This is a genomic window from Streptomyces sp. NPDC006385 (genome assembly GCF_040612485.1).
Classification (GTDB): Bacteria; Actinomycetota; Actinomycetes; order Streptomycetales; family Streptomycetaceae; genus Streptomyces.
In genome coordinates, this window is the sequence record NZ_JBEXQG010000003.1 from 88,396 (window position 1) to 103,758 (window position 15,363).

Below are 15,363 nucleotides of genomic sequence, written 5' to 3' on the forward strand. Positions count from 1 at the left end.
CTGGTTCGCCGCACGAAGCCGGTCCACCTCGGTGGACCGGCTTTTTGCTGTGCCCGGACAACGACCTGAACGGCTACGCGCCCTCGCGGAGCCGCCAAGCGTGATCCACCGGCCCGATCCCCCCGCCGAGCGCGAACCCGGCCTTGATCGCCCCGGTGACGTACTCCTTCGCCGCCGTCACCGCCTCCGGCACCGGCAGCCCCTTCGCGAGCCCTGAGGCGACCGCGGAGGCCAGCGTGCAGCCCGTCCCGTGCGTGTGCCGGTTGTCGTACCGAGGTGCCCGCAGCCAGTGTTCCTCGGAGCCGTCGGTCAGCAGATCCACGGCGTCCCCGGACAGATGGCCGCCCTTGATCAGCGCCCAGCGCGGCCCGTACGCCAGAACGGCCGCCGCGGCCTCCCGCAGTTGCTCCTCGCACTCGACGTGGACGCCCGTCAGTTGCGCCACCTCGTCCAGGTTGGGTGTCGCCACGGTCGCGACCGGCAGCAGCTTCGTACGCACCGAATCGAGCGCGGAAGCCGCGAGCAGCGCGTCCCCGTGCTTGGAGACCCCCACCGGGTCGACCACCGCGGGCGCGTCCGTGCCCCCGATCAACTCGGCGACCGTGTCGACCAGTTCGGCCGACGCCAGCATCCCGGTCTTGACCGCCTGTACGCCGATGTCGTCGACGACACTGCGGTACTGCGCCCGCACGGCCTCCACGGGAAGCTCCCAGGCGCCCTGCACACCGAGGGAGTTCTGGGCGGTGACCGCGGTGATCACGCTCATGCCGTGCACGCCGAGCGCGAGCATCGTCTTCAGGTCGGCCTGGATGCCCGCTCCGCCACCGGAGTCGGAGCCCGCCACCGTGAGGACGTTGGGGATCATGACTCTATGCCCCCGCCGAAGTGGTCCCAGCCGCCCTTCTTGGTCCACGGCGCCCCGTCGACCGTCACCTGGGGCAGCGCCGAGGGGTTGAGCACCTCGCCGATGACCTTCCAGCGGGCCGGCAGCTTCACGTCCGGCGGGAAGGTCGCCACGATCGCGTGGTCCTCTCCCCCGGTCAGCACCCACTGCATGGGGTCGACGCCGACGGCCTGCCCGATGTCGTTCATCTGGGTCGGGATGTCGATCGCGCCGGAACGGATGTCGATACGCACCTTGCTGGCCTCGGCGATGTGCCCGAGGTCGGCGATCAGCCCGTCGCTGACGTCACACATCGCGGTCGCGCCGAGCCCCGCGGCGGCCGGACCGGCGTGGTACGGCGGCTCGGGGCGCCGGTGCGCCTCCACGAAGGCGCGCGGCGAGCGGAAACCACGGGAGAGCACGGCGTATCCAGCGGCGGACCAGCCCAGCCAGCCGGTCACCGCGACGAGGTCGCCGGGTTGCGCGCCGGCCCGCGTCACGGGCTCCTGGTTGCGCAGATCGCCGAGCGCGGTGATCGACACCATGATCGAGTCGCCGCGTACGACGTCCCCGCCGACCACCGAGGCGCCCGCGACCTGGCACTCGTCACGCAGGCCGTCCATCAGCTCGGTCGGCCAGGCGACCGGGAGTTCGGCCGGCACGACCAGGCCGAGCAGCAGCGCGGTCGGCACGGCGCCCATGGCGGCGATGTCCGCGAGGTTCTGCGCGGCGGCCTTGCGGCCGACGTCGTAGGCCGTGGACCAGTCCCGGCGGAAGTGCCGTCCCTCCACCAGGATGTCGGTGCTGGCCACCACCCTGCGGTCGGGCGCGGCGACCACCGCGGCGTCGTCGCCGGGGCCTACCCGGACCGCCGGGGTGGTGGTGAGACGGGAGGTGAGCTCCCTGATGAGCCCGAACTCACCGAGCTCACCAACAGTGCCCTTCATTGCCCTTACGCCCCTTCTGTCCCTGTCCGCACCCGGTCGCGCGTCACAACTGTCCTCGCTACGGTCGAGGTGTACGTCAACTTCTGTCGTGCCGGTACCCCGGCGCGCAAGCCCCGGTCACCGGGGGTCTCCCCGCCGCGAGCGGCGACGCGATACCGTGGCGTTCCTTTTCCCCACATGATCCTCGTGGCCGCCCTGGAGGTTCCGTGGTACAGGCGTACATCCTGATCCAGACGGAGGTCGGCAAAGCGTCGACCGTCGCCGAGACGATCAGCAAGATCCCTGGAGTCATCCAGGCCGAGGACGTGACAGGACCGTACGACGTCATCGTGCGCGCCCAGGCCGACACCGTCGACGACCTGGGTCGCATGGTGGTCGCCAAGGTCCAGCAAGTGGACGGCATCACCCGCACCCTGACCTGCCCGGTCGTCCATCTGTAGCCCCCGTCTACCCTTGGCCGGTGAACTCTTTCCGTCACCGGCGCATTTCTGTCATCGGGCTTCCCGCGGTCGTCCTGCTGATCACAGCCGCGGGCTGCTCATCAGCAGACGGTGACGCGTCCGCGGCGGTTCCCGGCCCCGACGCGAAGACCACGAAGCTGTGCCGGAACCTGGACAAGGTACTGCCGGCCAAGGTGGACGGTGAGAGCCGTGAGGATCCCTCGCCCGCGTCCGCGCTGACTGCGGGGTGGGGGGACTCGGCGATCATACTGCGGTGCGGTGTGCCACAGCCGCCGAAGATGATCGATCCGAAGGTGGCCGAGGGCCGTGACCCGGACGCGGTGGCCGGTGGCGTGGAAGGCGTCCGGTGGCTGATGCAGAAGCAGGACGGCGGGGGGTACCGGTTCACGACGGCCAGTCGTCGTGCGTACGTGGAGGTCACCGTGCCGGAGGGGCGGGACAGCTCCAGTGTCCTGATCGACCTGGCGCCGGCCATCAAGAAGGCGATCCCTGTGGGGATCGCCGACCTGACGGTCACGCCTTCTACCTGAGACCGGTGGACCGCCGCAACGCCGCCCGGATCAACTTGTCGACCAGGTCCGGGTAGCTGATCCCGCTCGCCTGCCACATCTGCGGGTACATCGAGATCGGCGTGAAGCCGGGCATCGTGTTGATCTCGTTGATCACGAACTCACCTTCCTCCGTGAGGAAGAAGTCCGCCCGCACCAGCCCCTCGCAGCTCGCCGCCTCGAAGGCGTCCACCGCGAGCCGCTGGACCTCAGCCGTCTCCTCGGGCGTCAGGGGCGCCGGGACGATGCCCGGCGTCGAGTCGATGTACTTGGCCTCGAAGTCGTAGTACGCGTGCGCGTCCGGCGGCGGGATCTCCGCGGGCACGGAGGCCCGCGGGCCGTCCTCGAACTCCAGCACCCCGCACTCGATCTCCCGGCCGCGCAGCGCCGCCTCGACGAGGATCTTGGGGTCGTGCCGCTGCGCCTCGGCGATCGCCTCGTCCAGGCCCGACAGGTCCTCGACCTTGGTGATGCCGATCGACGAGCCCGCGCGCGCGGGCTTCACGAACAGCGGCCAGCCGTGGTCGCCGGCGAGGTCGACGATCTTCTTGCGGGCGGCGGACTCGTCCTGCTCCCACTCGCGCGGCCGGATCACCACGTACGGGCCCACCTTGAGCCCGAACGAGGTGAACACCCGCTTCATGTACTCCTTGTCCTGGCCGACAGCCGAGGCGAGCACGCCCGAACCGACGTACGGCACGCCGGACAGCTCCAGAAGGCCCTGGAGGGTGCCGTCCTCGCCGTAGGGGCCGTGCAGCACCGGGAAGACGACGTCGATCTCGCCGAGCGCCTTGGGCACGGATCCGGGCTCGTTGTACACGACTTCGCGGTTGGCCGGGTCCACGGGGAGCACCACGCCGCCCTCGCTCGAATCGGCCAGCTCCTCGACGTTGGGCGTACGGCGCTCGGTGATCGCCATGCGTTCCGGTTCGTCGGCGGTGAGCACCCAGCGGCCGCTCTGCGTGATGCCGATCGGCAGGACGTCGTACTTCGTCCGGTCGATCGCGCGCAGTACGGCGCCGGCGGTCACCATGGAGATCCCGTGCTCGGAGCTGCGACCGCCGAACACGACGGCCACCCGCGGCTTGCGCGACGGCCGGTCAGGGCTCTGGGGGAGGTTCTCGGTGCTCATATCGCGCTGAGCCTACCCGCCCGTAAGGTCCGAGTCAGCGTCCGGTGGGTGGCGTTCGCTCAGCGTCGCTCCGGCTTCGCGCTGCGCGACATCAGCTCCTTGAGGGCGACCACCGGCGGCTTGCCCTCGTGCACGATGCCGACGACCGTCTCCGTGAGCGGCATGTCGACGCCGTGCCTGCGGGCCAGATCCAGCACGGACTCACAGGACTTGACGCCCTCCGCGGTCTGCTTGGTGACCGCGATCGTCTCCTGGAGGGTCATGCCCTTGCCGAGGTTGGTACCGAAGGTGTGGTTGCGCGACAACGGCGAGGAGCAGGTGGCCACCAGGTCACCGAGGCCCGCGAGTCCGGAGAACGTCAGCGGGTCGGCGCCCAGCGCGACACCGAGCCGGGTCGTCTCGGCGAGACCGCGCGTGATGAGCGAGCCCTTGGCGTTGTCGCCGAGGCCCATGCCGTCCGCGATGCCGACGGCGAGGCCGATGACGTTCTTCACGGCTCCGCCCAGTTCGCAACCCACCACGTCCGTATTGGTGTACGGGCGGAAGTACGGCGTGTGGCAGGCGGCCTGGAGGCGCTGGGCGACGGCCTCGTCGGTGCAGGCGACCACCGCGGCGGCCGGCATACGCGCGGCGATCTCACGGGCGAGGTTGGGGCCGGTGACCACGGCGATGCGGTCCGCACCGACCTTGGCGACATCCTCGACGACCTCGCTCATCCGCATCGCGGAGCCGAGTTCGATGCCCTTCATCAGCGAGACGAGGATCGTGCCGGGCGCGAGCAGCGGGGTCCATTCGGCGAGGTTGCCGCGCAGGGTCTGCGAGGGGATGGCGAGGACGGTGAAGTCGGCGTCGTGCGCGGCCTCGGCCGCGTCCGGCGTGGCCCGCAGGTTCTCCGGGAGTTCGACACCGGGGAGGTAGTCCGGGTTCGTACGCGTGGAGTTGACCGCTTCCGCGAGTTCCGGGCGGCGTGCCCAGAGGGTCACCTCGCACCCGGCGTCGGCGAGGACCATGCCGAAGGCGGTTCCCCACGACCCGGTGCCCATGACGGCCGCTTTGACGGGCTTGCTCACGTGCCCTGCCCCTCTTCCTGCTCGGCCTTGTGCTGCGTGTGGCGGTTCTGCGCGGCGGTCCTGCGCCGCTGCTCGATGCGCTCCTGACGCGGATCGTACGGCGTCTCGGGCGCCTTCTCGCCGCGGATCTCCTCCAGCTGGCGGGTGATGGCGGCCATGATGACCTCGGTCGCGTCCTTGAGCAGTTCCGGGGTCATCTCCTTGTCGTAGAAGCGCGCGAGGTCCACGGGCGGGCCGGCGAGCACCCGGTGCGTCTTGCGCGGAAGGAGATGGGGCTTCTTGGCATACGGCGGCAGCAGTTCGTTGGCGCCCCACTGGGCGACCGGGATCACCGGGCACTTGGTCTGCAGGGCGACGCGTGCGGCACCGGTCTTGCCGGTCATGGGCCACTGGTCCGGGTCCCGGGTGATGGTGCCCTCCGGGTAGAAGGCGACGCACTCGCCGCGCTCCACGGCGTCGATCGCGGCGCGGAAGGCGCTCAGTGCGTCGGTGGTCTCCCGGTAGACGGGGATCTGCCCGGTACCGCGCATCGCGGCACCGACGAATCCCTTCTTGAAAAGCCCGCTCTTCGCCAGGAATCGCGGCACCCGGCCGGTGTTGTACTGAAAGTGCGCGTACGCGAAGGGATCGATGTGCGAATTGTGGTTCACCGCGGTGATAAATCCGCCCTCGGCCGGAATGTGCTCCATTCCACGCCAGTCCCGCTTGATCAGAACCACCAGCGGCGGTTTGCAGAGCACCGCGGCGAAGCGGTACCAGAAGCCGATTCTGCGGCGGGGCACGCGGACACCTTCCTCTAGGAATCAAGGACATCGGGCCGGGGGGCCGCACAAGTGTCGCCCCAGGCCGCCGGTCTGTCGAGAACACCGTACGCCTCACCGCCGTGACCGCCAGATGGTCCTGGTGACGGCTGAGCGACAATGGACGCGACAAGAGAGGAATCGGAACGCTCGTGCAGTGGACCCTTGTCATACCCCTGAAGCCCTTGGCGCGGGCGAAGAGCAGGCTGTCGGACACCACGGCGGATCGACTGCGCCCGGGCCTGGCCCTCGCGTTCGCGCAGGACACCGTGGCCGCGGCGCTGGCCTGCCCCGCGGTGAAGGATGTGGCCGTCGTCACGGGCGACGCCCTGGCCGGCCGCGAGCTGGGCGCACTGGGCGCGCGCATCGTCCCCGACGAGCCGGGCGGCGGCCTGAACCCGGCGCTCGGGCACGCCGCGGCGGTCGTACGGTCCTCCCGCCCCGACAGCGCCGTGGCCGCCCTGAACGCCGATCTTCCGGCGCTGCGTCCACTGGAATTGGCCCGCGTTCTGGACGCGGCCGCGGAATTCCCGCGCGCATTTCTCCCGGATGCGGCGGCAATCGGCACGACACTGCTGGCCGCGGCCCCCAGCCGCGAATTACTCCCGGCATTCGGCACGAATTCCCGGGACCGCCATCGCGCGTCGGGGGCGAGGGAACTCAGCCTCGACGAGGTCGATTCCGTACGCCAGGACGTGGACACCGGCGACGACCTGCGGGCGGCGCTGGCCCTGGGGGTGGGCCCACGGACGGCCGAGATGGCGGCACGACTGCTGCTCGCACAGCCGCACCCGACCCGGAACCCGTCGTAGGCTTGCGGCCATGCAGGCCACCGCATACACCTACGACGCCGAAACCCGTACCGGCAGCGTGCTGCTCGACGACGGCACCCCCGTGCCCTTCGGCGCCCCGGCCTTCGACGCGGGCGGCCTGCGGCTGCTGCGCCCCGGGCAACGGGTCCGCATCGAGACGGAGGGCAAGGGCGAGTCCCTGCGGATCACGCTGGTGACGTTGCAGACGTTCTGAGCCGCCGCCGCACCCCAAACACGCCGCGGGCCGGACTCCACACGGAGTCCGGCCCGGCGCGTGAGTGCCCCTGCGGTCCTACCTCTTGCGAGCGGTGGCCTTCTTGGCCGTGGTCTTGCGAGCCGTCGACTTCTTGGCGGGCGCCTTCTTGGCGGTCGCCTTCTTCGCCGGGGCCTTCTTGGCCGTCGCCTTCTTGGCGGTGGTCTTCTTCGCCGCGGTCGTCTTCTTGGCGGCGGCCGTGGTCTTCTTCGCCGGCGCCTTCTTCGCGGTCGTCTTCTTGGCGGCGGCCGTGGTCTTCTTCGCCGGCGCCTTCTTCGCGGTCGTCTTCTTCGCCGCGGCCGCCTTGGTGGTCTTCTTCGCGGCGGCCTTCTTGACCGTCGCCGCGGCACCACCGGTCAGGCTGCCCTTGGGCGCCTTCTTGACGGAGACCTCGCCGCCCCGCGGGAGCTTCTTCGAGCCGCTCACCAGGTCCTTGAAGCCCTGACCCGCACGGAAACGCGGAACGGAGGTCTTCTTGACCCGAACCCGCTCGCCCGTCTGGGGGTTACGGGCGTAACGAGCCGGACGGTCGACCTTCTCGAACGAACCGAAGCCGGTGACCGAGACCCGCTCACCGGCGACGACCGCGCGGACGATGGCGTCCAGTACATGGTCGACAGCATCGGCGGCCTGCTGGCGGCCGCCCATCTTGTCGGCAATCGCTTCTACGAGCTGCGCCTTGTTCACGTCTTCCCCTTCGGAGACATCGCCAGAACGAAAGTGTTCAAGCTTTTTCGCACGTTAGGCAGATATATACCGCAAATCAAACACGAAACGGGCTAATCACCCTTGTGCCGCAACAGACTCGACTGCCTCGAAGGTGTTCAGCGCTCCTCTTCGGGGATTCGCCCCGCGTCGAGGTCCGCGATGAACCGCTCCAGACGCCTTGCCGCTTCGGCGACGTCGTGCTTGGCCGCGGCCGTAATGACCAGCAGCTTCCGGGTCAGCGCCATCCGTACGCCCTCCGGGACTTGCAGTGCGCGCACTCTTGTGTGCGCTTCCTTGAGTCGGTCCGCGACTGCCGCATAGAGCTCGAGTTGGCCGTCGTGTTCCATGCACAGATTGTGCCATCTGGGGCGAGTTGTCGCCTGCCAGGGGTGCAACTCCGGCCTCAAATGGCCTTCCAGGCACTTGCGGAAGCCACGCGTACGAGACTCGCGTACCCCAGTAACACCCCGCGTAACGTGGGAAGTTGAACTTGATTCGAAACGCGGCAGGGCCGTTCGGGTGCAGACATGGCAGTACCCCCGATCGGGGCTGATCGGGGGTACTGCGCGGGTGTTGCGGTGGCCGAAAGTCGCCTTGCGCCGAAGCTTCGGAGGGGACTTTCGGATCAGCTCTGCAGCGTGCGCGGCTTGAACGACGGCCGCTTCGCCTCGTAGGCCGCGATGTCAGCCTCGTTCTGGAGCGTGATCGAGATGTCGTCGAGGCCGTTCAGCAGCCGCCAGCGGGAGTTCTCGTCCAGCTCGAAGGAGGCGGTGATGCCCTCGGCGCGCACCTCGCGGTTCTCCAGGTCGACCGTGATCTCGGCCTGCGGGTCCTTCTCGGTGAGCTCCCACAGCGCGTCCACGACCTTCTGCTCCAGAACCACCGTGAGCAGGCCGTTCTTGAGCGAGTTGCCGCGGAAGATGTCGGCGAAGCGCGAGGAGATCACGGCCTTGAAGCCGTAGTTCTGCAGCGCCCAGACCGCGTGCTCACGGGAGGAACCGGTGCCGAAGTCGGGACCGGCGACCAGCACCGTGGCGCCTTCGCGCTCGGGTCGGTTGAGCACGAACTCCGGGTCCTTGCGCCAGGCCTCGAACAGCCCGTCCTCGAACCCGTCCCGCGTCACCTTCTTGAGCCAGTGAGCAGGGATGATCTGGTCGGTGTCGACGTTGGAGCGGCGCAGCGGGACGGCCCGGCCGGTGTGCGTGGTGAATGCTTCCATGACTTCTCAGACTCCAGCGGGCGTACGGGTCTCGACGTCGGACAGGTCGGCCGGGGAGGCCAGGTGGCCCAGCACGGCGGTCGCGGCGGCGACCTGCGGCGACACCAGGTGCGTACGACCGCCCTTGCCCTGCCGGCCCTCGAAGTTGCGGTTGGAGGTGGACGCGGAGCGCTCACCGGGGGCGAGCTGGTCCGGGTTCATGCCCAGGCACATCGAGCAGCCCGCGTGCCGCCACTCGGCGCCGGCCTCCTTGAAGACGACGTCCAGACCCTCGGAGACGGCCTGCAGACCGACCCGCGCGGAGCCCGGGACGACCAGCATCCGTACGCCGTCGGCGACTTTGCGGCCCTTGAGCAGCTCGGCGGCGGCGCGCAGGTCCTCGATGCGGCCGTTGGTGCAGGAGCCTACGAAGACGGTGTCCACCTTGATGGAGCGCAGCGGCTGGCCGGCCTCCAACCCCATGTACTCCAGGGCCTTTTCGGCGGCGAGGCGCTCCGAAGCGTCTTCGTACGAAGCCGGGTCGGGGACGTGTGCCGAAAGCGGCGCACCCTGGCCGGGGTTGGTGCCCCAGGTGACGAACGGCGAGAGCTCGGCGGCCTCGATGACGACCTCGGCGTCGAACTCGGCGTCCTCGTCCGTCCTGAGCGTCTTCCAGTACGCGACGGCGGCGTCCCAGTCCTCGCCCTTGGGGGCGTGCGGGCGGCCCTTGAGGTACTCGAAGGTGGTCTCGTCGGGGGCGATCATGCCCGCGCGGGCGCCGGCCTCGATCGACATGTTGCAGATGGTCATCCGGGCCTCCATCGAGAGCTTCTCGATGGCCTCGCCGCGGTACTCCAGGACATAGCCCTGGCCGCCGCCCGTACCGATCTTGGCGATGATCGCCAGGATCAGGTCCTTGGCGGTCACGCCCTCCGGCAGTTCGCCGTTGACCGTGATGGCCATGGTCTTCGGCCGGACCAGCGGCAGTGTCTGGGTGGCCAGCACGTGCTCGACCTGGGAGGTGCCGATGCCGAAGGCGAGGCCGCCGAAGGCACCGTGCGTGGAGGTGTGCGAGTCACCGCAGACGACCGTCATGCCGGGCTGGGTCAGACCCAGCTGCGGGCCGACGACGTGCACGACGCCCTGCTCGACGTCGCCCAGCGGGTGCAGGCGCACACCGAACTCGGCGGCGTTCGCGCGCAGCGTCTCCAGCTGGACGCGGGAGACCGGGTCCGCGATGGGCTTGTCGATGTCGAGGGTCGGGGTGTTGTGGTCCTCGGTGGCGATGGTCAGGTCGAGCCGGCGCACCTTGCGACCGCTCTTGCGGAGGCCGTCGAAGGCCTGCGGGCTGGTCACCTCGTGCAGCAGGTGCAGATCGATGAAGAGGAGGTCGGGCTCGCCCTCGGCGCGCCGGACGACATGGTCGTCCCAGACCTTCTCCGCGAGTGTCCTACCCATCGCTTTCCCTCCGGCCGGCATACGGTCCACCGGCCCAACTAGAGATCTTGAGATGGCGGCCACCGCCCGCGCCCCTGCTTCCGGGCGTCCGCCGCCAGGCCCGTACTGGTTTGCGGGCCGCTCTGCCTTCGTTCTTCCAGAGTGGCGTGTTCCACGGAAAATTGAACTTGCGTTTCACAGAGTGAGACGCGAGTATCGTTTCATGGACAACAGTAGCGGCGTCGGCGTTCTGGACAAGGCAGCCCTTGTCCTGAGCGCCCTGGAGTCCGGTCCGGCCACCCTCGCAGGGCTCGTCTCGGCCACCGGACTGGCACGACCCACGGCCCATCGGCTGGCCGTGGCTCTGGAACACCACCGCATGGTGGCGCGCGACATGCAGGGCCGTTTCATTCTCGGCCCTCGCCTCGCGGAACTGGCCGCGGCCGCCGGTGAGGACCGTCTCCTCGCCACCGCCGGCCCGGTCCTCACCCACCTCCGGGACGTCACGGGCGAGAGCGCGCAGCTCTACCGCCGCCAGGGCGACATGCGCATCTGCGTCGCCGCGGCGGAGCGGCTGTCCGGCCTGCGGGACACGGTCCCGGTCGGCTCGACGCTCACGATGAAGGCGGGTTCGTCGGCGCAGATCCTCATGGCCTGGGAGGAGCCGGAGCGCCTGCACCGCGGCCTCCAGGGCGCCCGCTTCACGGCCACCGCGCTCTCGGGCGTACGACGCCGGGGCTGGGCCCAGTCGATCGGCGAGCGCGAACCCGGCGTCGCGTCCGTCTCCGCGCCCGTACGAGGCCCGTCGAACCGCGTGGTGGCCGCCGTGTCGGTCTCCGGCCCCATCGAGCGCCTGACCCGCCACCCCGGCCGTATGCACGCCCAGGCGGTCATCGACGCCGCCGCCCGCCTCTCCGAGGCCCTGCGCCGCTCCGGCTGACCTTCGGGCACGTCGACGACGGGACCTGCCTCAACGCCGCGGCAGGCCCCCTCGTTCCCTCGGTCCCCCCCCGTCATCTCGCCTCTTCGGTCACGCACCTGCCCGTGCGCCGCGGCGAGCCCGAACGCCGGCATGTCCGCGCGGACCGACTCCCATGCCCCCTGCGGCACGAGATACGCCTCGCGCCATCCCCCCGCGCCCCCACGCAGCCAGTGCCGTCCGGGCCGCGCACGACGTCGCGGATCACCTGCTGGAGTCCCTGGGCTGGTCGAACGCCCAGGCACTGGTCACCGTCTCGCCCTCCTACCGCTCGCTGGTGGTGGCGATGGCCGCGCTCAGACGCCTCGGCCAGGACCGGGACCCTCAACCGCTGCTGGGGTACGCCCGGTTGATGCGGCGGTACGGCTTCGGCGACCGGGAATGACGAAAGCCCTCCACCGAAGTGGAGGGCTTTCACTGTGTACCCCCGACCGGATTCGAACCGGCGCTACCGCCTTGAGAGGGCGGCGTGCTAGGCCGCTACACAACGGGGGCGTGGAGCCTGCGTTTCCGCAGGTCCGAGCTGGTCTACCTGGACTCGAACCAAGACTAACTGAACCAGAATCAGTCGTGCTGCCAATTACACCATAGACCAATGTGGTTTAGACCAGACAGTACCCCCGACCGGATTCGAACCGGCGCTACCGCCTTGAGAGGGCGGCGTGCTAGGCCGCTACACAACGGGGGCCCTAGCGATCCCGACTTGATCGAGATCAGTACCCCCGACCGGATTCGAACCGGCGCTACTGCCTTGAGAGGGCAGCGTGCTAGGCCGCTACACAACGGGGGCTTTGCAGATGAGCTCTGCGAGCTGGCCTACCTGGACTCGAACCAAGACTAACTGAACCAGAATCAGTCGTGCTGCCAATTACACCATAGGCCACTGGAACGCAAGCCCCTGAGGGATCTTGTTCTAGTTCGCTCCCCCGGGTTTCCGGCCTTTCGGCCCGCTCCCCGGCGGCGCAGGAAGAACATTACCCGAAGGTGGACGGGGCTCCAAAACGGGTATCCGCGCCGAGGAGCGCGGGCAGTTCGGCGAGGGAGGCGATCCGGTGCGGTCCGCCGGGGCTGTCATCGCTGGTGTACACGCCGTCACGGTCGATCCACACCGACAGCAGCCCGGCCTCCGCGGCACCGCGGCCGTCGATCTCCGGGTGATCGCCGACGTACGCGACCTGGTGCGGGGCGAGGTCGAGGGCGTCGCAGGCGGCGTGGAAGGCGCCGGCCTCCGGCTTGGAGACGCCGATCTCGGCGGCGCACAGGATGGCCTCGAACCGGTCGTGCACGCCGAGCACGCGCAGCTTGCGGTCCTGGACGTGGATGCTGGAGTTGGACAGCACCGCGTGCCGGTGGCTGGCCGCGAGGGCGTCCAGGACCGGCAGGACGTCCGGGAAGAGGGTCCAGGCGGTCTCGTAGTGCGCGACGTAGCGCTGGAACCAGGCGTCGGCCTCCGCGTCGCTCAACTGCTCCCCCAGGAACACCCGCACCCGGTCCCGGCGCTGCCCCTGGAAGTCGACCTCCCCCGCCGAGAACCTCGCCCACTGGACGTCGGTGATCTCCCGCCACCGCACGATGGCCTGCTCGACGCTCTCGTACCCCGCCAGCAGCCCCTCGGCTGTCAGGTGCAGGCGCATGCCGATGCGGTCGGCACCCGTGTAGTCGAAGAGGGTGTCGTCGATGTCCCAGACCACGGCACGAATGCTCATGATCCGACGGTAACCCGAGATCGACGCCGTCCGACGACGCCGAAGGGGCGGTACCCGGCTGCCGGGTACCGCCCCCTCACGTGTGCGTCGGCGTCACGCCGCCAGCTTCGCCAGCGCCGCGTCGATCCTCGCCAGCGTCTTCTCCTTGCCCAGGACCTCCAGGGATTCGAAGAGGGGCAGGCCGACCGTGCGGCCGGTGACGGCGACACGGACCGGGGCCTGGGCCTTGCCGAGCTTGAGGCCATGGGCCTCGCCGGCGGCCAGGACGGCGTCCTTCAGGGAGTCCGGGGACGTCCAGTCGGCCGCGTCCAGCTTCTCGCGGGCCGTGCGCAGGAGGGCGTCCGAGCCTTCTTTCATGGCCTTCGTCCAGCTGGCCTCGTCTTCCACCGGCTCCGGCAGGAACAGGAAGTCGACGTTGTCGGTGATCTCCGAGAGGACCTTGAGGCGGGTCTGGGCGTGCGGGGCGATCGCCTGCCACTTCACCTCGTCGAACGCCTCCGGCGCCCAGGGGGCGAAGGGGGCCTGGAGCCACGGGCGGCAGCGCTCGGTGAAGTCCTTCACATCCAGCAGGCGGATGTGGTCGCCGTTGATCGACTCGCACTTCTTCAGGTCGAAGCGGGCCGGGTTGGGGTTCACGTCGGCGATGTCGAAGGCCGCGACCATCTCGTCCATCGTGAAGATGTCCTGGTCGGCCGAGAGCGACCAGCCCAGCAGGGAGAGGTAGTTGAGGAGGCCCTCGGGGAGGAAGCCGCGCTCGCGGTAGAGGTTCAGCGAGGACTGCGGGTCACGCTTGGAGAGCTTCTTGTTGCCCTCGCCCATCACGTACGGCAGGTGACCGAACTCCGGGACGCCCTTGGCGACGTCCAGCTCCATCAGCGCCTTGTACAGGGCGATCTGACGGGGCGTGGAGGAGAGCAGGTCCTCGCCGCGCAGGACGTGGGTGATCTCCATCAGGGCGTCGTCGACCGGGTTGACGAGGGTGTAGAGCGGGGCGCCGTTCGCGCGGACGATGCCGTAGTCGGGCACGTTCTCCGGCGTGAACGTCAGCTCGCCGCGGACCAGGTCCGTGAAGGTGATCGCCTCGTCGGGCATGCGGAAGCGGACGATCGGCGTGCGGCCCTGGGCCTTGTACTCCTCGACCTGCGCCTCGGTCAGCTCACGGCAGTGACCGTCGTAGCCGGACGGCTTGCCGGCGGCGCGGGCGGCCTCGCGGCGGGTGTCCAGCTCCTCCTGGGAGCAGTAGCAGCGGTAGGCGTAGCCGCCGTCGAGGAGCTTGGCCGCGACGTCCTTGTAGAGGTCCATGCGCTGCGACTGGCGGTACGGCGCGTGCGGGCCGCCGATCTCCGGGCCCTCGTCCCAGTCGAAGCCCAGCCAGCGCATCGAGTCGAGGAGCTGGTGGTAGGACTCCTCGGAGTCGCGGGCCGCGTCGGTGTCCTCGATGCGGAAGACCAGGGTGCCCTGGTGGTGCCGGGCGAACGCCCAGTTGAACAGGGCGGTGCGGACCAGGCCCACATGGGGGTTACCGGTGGGCGAGGGGCAGAAACGGACGCGAACGGGAGTGCCGGGTGCGCTAGCCACGCTTGACAACCTTGTTGGTGAGAGTGCCGATGCCTTCGATGGTGACGGCGACCTCGTCGCCGACGTTGAGGGGGCCGACCCCTGCCGGGGTGCCGGTGAGGATCACGTCGCCGGGGAGCAGCGTCATGGCCTCGGAGATGTTGACGATCAGGTCCTCGATGGAGTGGATCATCTCGCTGGTGCGGCCGAGCTGGCGCTGTTCGCCGTTCACCGTGAGCTGGATCGTCAGGTCGGACGCGGTCTCCACGGCCAGGTCCGTCTCCACCCAGGGGCCCAGCGGGCAGGACGTGTCGAAGCCCTTGGCCCGCGCCCACTGCTTCTCGCGCTTCTGCACGTCGCGGGCGGTGATGTCGTTGGCGCAGGTGTAGCCGAAGATCACGTCCTTGACGCGCTCACGGGGGACCTCGCGGCACATGCGGCCGATGACGACGGCCAGCTCGGCCTCGTGGTGGAGGTCCTCGGTGAAGGACGGGTACTGGATCTCGTCGCCGGGGCCGATCACCGCGGTGGACGGCTTGAAGAAGGCGAACGGGGCGTCGGGCACGTCGTTGCCGAGTTCGCGCGCGTGCTCGGCGTAGTTGCGGCCGAAGGCCACGACCTTGTTGGGGAGGACCGGCGGCAGCAGCCTGACCTTGCTCAACGGGACCTTCGTGCCGGAGAGCTCGAAGTCCGCGAACGGGATGCCCTTGATGATGTCGAGGACGAGCTCGTCCGGCCTGTCGCCCTCGACCGCGCCGAAGGCGACGTTCCCGTCGATGGAGAATCTGGCGATGCGCACGGGATCTGGCGCCCCTCACTTGAGCCGGCTGGAGTCTGACGCTCCAGGCTAACGCGGGCAGGGGCGGGCGCCT

General features: G+C 69.5%; 17 protein-coding genes, 5 tRNA genes and 1 pseudogene. 5 read left to right on the forward strand and 18 right to left on the reverse strand.

Going from position 1 to position 15,363, the window contains the following annotated elements; all coding sequences use genetic code 11:
* Window positions 1-73: 73 nt before the first annotated feature.
* Window positions 74-865 carry a bifunctional hydroxymethylpyrimidine kinase/phosphomethylpyrimidine kinase gene (thiD, locus tag ABZ078_RS03070; protein ID WP_356571027.1) on the reverse strand — a complete coding sequence of 264 codons (792 nt, stop codon included), beginning with the start codon at window positions 863-865 and terminating at the stop codon, window positions 74-76.
* Window positions 862-1,830, reverse strand: a complete 969-nt coding sequence (locus tag ABZ078_RS03075) for a thiamine-phosphate kinase (protein ID WP_356571029.1) — start codon at window positions 1,828-1,830, stop codon at window positions 862-864. The genes thiD and ABZ078_RS03075 overlap by 4 nt, the downstream gene beginning before the upstream one ends.
* A gap of 206 nt (window positions 1,831-2,036) precedes the next feature.
* Here ABZ078_RS03075 and ABZ078_RS03080 point away from each other — a divergent pair, with 206 nt between their 5' ends.
* Entirely contained in the window at window positions 2,037-2,270 is a 234-nt protein-coding gene (locus ABZ078_RS03080) for an Lrp/AsnC ligand binding domain-containing protein (protein WP_003997603.1), read from the forward strand.
* A gap of 20 nt (window positions 2,271-2,290) precedes the next feature.
* Window positions 2,291-2,821 carry a DUF3515 domain-containing protein gene (locus ABZ078_RS03085; protein ID WP_356571031.1) on the forward strand — a complete coding sequence of 177 codons (531 nt, stop codon included), beginning with the start codon at window positions 2,291-2,293 and terminating at the stop codon, window positions 2,819-2,821.
* Here ABZ078_RS03085 and ABZ078_RS03090 read toward each other — a convergent pair.
* From ABZ078_RS03090 to ABZ078_RS03100, 3 genes are read right to left on the reverse strand one after another with little or no spacing between them, the layout of a single operon-like run.
* A complete protein-coding gene (locus tag ABZ078_RS03090) occupies window positions 2,814-3,971 on the reverse strand; it encodes a D-alanine--D-alanine ligase family protein (RefSeq protein WP_356571033.1) in 1,158 nt (385 codons plus the stop codon). The genes ABZ078_RS03085 and ABZ078_RS03090 overlap by 8 nt on opposite strands.
* Window positions 3,972-4,030: 59 nt before the next feature.
* Window positions 4,031-5,041 carry an NAD(P)H-dependent glycerol-3-phosphate dehydrogenase gene (locus tag ABZ078_RS03095; RefSeq protein WP_356571035.1) on the reverse strand — a complete coding sequence of 337 codons (1,011 nt, stop codon included), beginning with the start codon at window positions 5,039-5,041 and terminating at the stop codon, window positions 4,031-4,033.
* Window positions 5,038-5,823, reverse strand: coding sequence for a lysophospholipid acyltransferase family protein (locus tag ABZ078_RS03100; protein WP_356571037.1), 786 nt, complete (start codon window positions 5,821-5,823; stop codon window positions 5,038-5,040). Before ABZ078_RS03100 ends, ABZ078_RS03095 begins: the two co-directional genes overlap by 4 nt.
* Before the next feature lie 170 nt (window positions 5,824-5,993).
* Here ABZ078_RS03100 and cofC point away from each other — a divergent pair, with 170 nt between their 5' ends.
* Window positions 5,994-6,653, forward strand: coding sequence for a 2-phospho-L-lactate guanylyltransferase (cofC, locus tag ABZ078_RS03105; RefSeq protein ID WP_356571039.1), 660 nt, complete (start codon window positions 5,994-5,996; stop codon window positions 6,651-6,653).
* Window positions 6,654-6,663: 10 nt separating this feature from the next.
* On the forward strand, window positions 6,664-6,867 hold the full coding sequence (locus ABZ078_RS03110; protein ID WP_356571041.1) for a hypothetical protein: 204 nt from the start codon (window positions 6,664-6,666) through the stop codon (window positions 6,865-6,867).
* A 78-nt stretch (window positions 6,868-6,945) separates the two neighbouring features.
* Here the strand turns inward: ABZ078_RS03110 and ABZ078_RS03115 are convergent, their stop codons facing one another.
* The 4 genes from ABZ078_RS03115 to leuC form a co-directional block, all read right to left on the reverse strand.
* The gene (locus ABZ078_RS03115; RefSeq protein WP_356571043.1) at window positions 6,946-7,593 is read right to left on the reverse strand and encodes an HU family DNA-binding protein; all 648 of its coding nucleotides are present in this window, start codon (window positions 7,591-7,593) and stop codon (window positions 6,946-6,948) included.
* A gap of 137 nt (window positions 7,594-7,730) precedes the next feature.
* Window positions 7,731-7,961 carry a hypothetical protein gene (locus ABZ078_RS03120; RefSeq protein WP_356571045.1) on the reverse strand — a complete coding sequence of 77 codons (231 nt, stop codon included), beginning with the start codon at window positions 7,959-7,961 and terminating at the stop codon, window positions 7,731-7,733.
* 278 nt (window positions 7,962-8,239) lie between these two features.
* The gene (gene leuD / locus ABZ078_RS03125) at window positions 8,240-8,833 is read right to left on the reverse strand and encodes a 3-isopropylmalate dehydratase small subunit (RefSeq protein WP_356571047.1); all 594 of its coding nucleotides are present in this window, start codon (window positions 8,831-8,833) and stop codon (window positions 8,240-8,242) included.
* A gap of 6 nt (window positions 8,834-8,839) precedes the next feature.
* Window positions 8,840-10,270, reverse strand: coding sequence for a 3-isopropylmalate dehydratase large subunit (leuC, locus tag ABZ078_RS03130; protein ID WP_356571049.1), 1,431 nt, complete (start codon window positions 10,268-10,270; stop codon window positions 8,840-8,842).
* Window positions 10,271-10,472: 202 nt separating this feature from the next.
* Here leuC and ndgR point away from each other — a divergent pair, with 202 nt between their 5' ends.
* A complete protein-coding gene (ndgR, locus tag ABZ078_RS03135; protein WP_003997614.1) occupies window positions 10,473-11,189 on the forward strand; it encodes an IclR family transcriptional regulator NdgR in 717 nt (238 codons plus the stop codon).
* Between the two features lie 95 nt (window positions 11,190-11,284).
* Here the strand turns inward: ndgR and ABZ078_RS03140 are convergent.
* The 9 genes and pseudogenes from ABZ078_RS03140 to ABZ078_RS03180 form a co-directional block, all read right to left on the reverse strand.
* Window positions 11,285-11,425, reverse strand: a pseudogene (locus tag ABZ078_RS03140) (DUF4188 domain-containing protein); the annotation flags it as partial.
* A gap of 225 nt (window positions 11,426-11,650) precedes the next feature.
* Window positions 11,651-11,723: transfer RNA gene (locus ABZ078_RS03145), tRNA-Glu, on the reverse strand.
* A gap of 28 nt (window positions 11,724-11,751) precedes the next feature.
* Window positions 11,752-11,823 (reverse strand) — tRNA-Gln (locus ABZ078_RS03150).
* A gap of 20 nt (window positions 11,824-11,843) precedes the next feature.
* Window positions 11,844-11,916, reverse strand: a tRNA-Glu gene (locus ABZ078_RS03155).
* Window positions 11,917-11,945: 29 nt separating this feature from the next.
* Window positions 11,946-12,018: transfer RNA gene (locus tag ABZ078_RS03160), tRNA-Glu, on the reverse strand.
* 21 nt (window positions 12,019-12,039) lie between these two features.
* Window positions 12,040-12,111, reverse strand: a tRNA-Gln gene (locus tag ABZ078_RS03165).
* 91 nt (window positions 12,112-12,202) lie between these two features.
* Window positions 12,203-12,934: an HAD family hydrolase gene (locus ABZ078_RS03170; RefSeq protein WP_356571051.1), complete on the reverse strand. Its 732-nt coding sequence runs from the start codon at window positions 12,932-12,934 to the stop codon at window positions 12,203-12,205.
* Window positions 12,935-13,027: 93 nt separating this feature from the next.
* Window positions 13,028-14,512, reverse strand: coding sequence for a glutamate--tRNA ligase (gltX, locus tag ABZ078_RS03175; RefSeq protein WP_356571053.1), 1,485 nt, complete (start codon window positions 14,510-14,512; stop codon window positions 13,028-13,030).
* The gene (locus ABZ078_RS03180; protein WP_356571055.1) at window positions 14,505-15,290 is read right to left on the reverse strand and encodes a fumarylacetoacetate hydrolase family protein; all 786 of its coding nucleotides are present in this window, start codon (window positions 15,288-15,290) and stop codon (window positions 14,505-14,507) included. Before ABZ078_RS03180 ends, gltX begins: the two co-directional genes overlap by 8 nt.
* Between the last annotated feature and the right edge of the window lie 73 nt (window positions 15,291-15,363).

Bases quoted from the DNA above. Each gene is read 5' to 3' on its own strand.
- ABZ078_RS03110 (WP_356571041.1), top strand. From the start codon at position 6,664: ATGCAGGCCACCGCATACACCTACGACGCCGAAACCCGTACCGGCAGC.
- ABZ078_RS03170 (WP_356571051.1), bottom strand. From the start codon at position 12,934: ATGAGCATTCGTGCCGTGGTCTGGGACATCGACGACACCCTCTTCGAC.
- ABZ078_RS03090 (WP_356571033.1), bottom strand. From the start codon at position 3,971: ATGAGCACCGAGAACCTCCCCCAGAGCCCTGACCGGCCGTCGCGCAAG.
- thiD (WP_356571027.1), bottom strand. From the start codon at position 865: ATGATCCCCAACGTCCTCACGGTGGCGGGCTCCGACTCCGGTGGCGGA.
- ndgR (WP_003997614.1), top strand. From the start codon at position 10,473: ATGGACAACAGTAGCGGCGTCGGCGTTCTGGACAAGGCAGCCCTTGTC.
- leuC (WP_356571049.1), bottom strand. From the start codon at position 10,270: ATGGGTAGGACACTCGCGGAGAAGGTCTGGGACGACCATGTCGTCCGG.
- ABZ078_RS03120 (WP_356571045.1), bottom strand. From the start codon at position 7,961: ATGGAACACGACGGCCAACTCGAGCTCTATGCGGCAGTCGCGGACCGA.
- leuD (WP_356571047.1), bottom strand. From the start codon at position 8,833: ATGGAAGCATTCACCACGCACACCGGCCGGGCCGTCCCGCTGCGCCGC.
- ABZ078_RS03075 (WP_356571029.1), bottom strand. From the start codon at position 1,830: ATGAAGGGCACTGTTGGTGAGCTCGGTGAGTTCGGGCTCATCAGGGAG.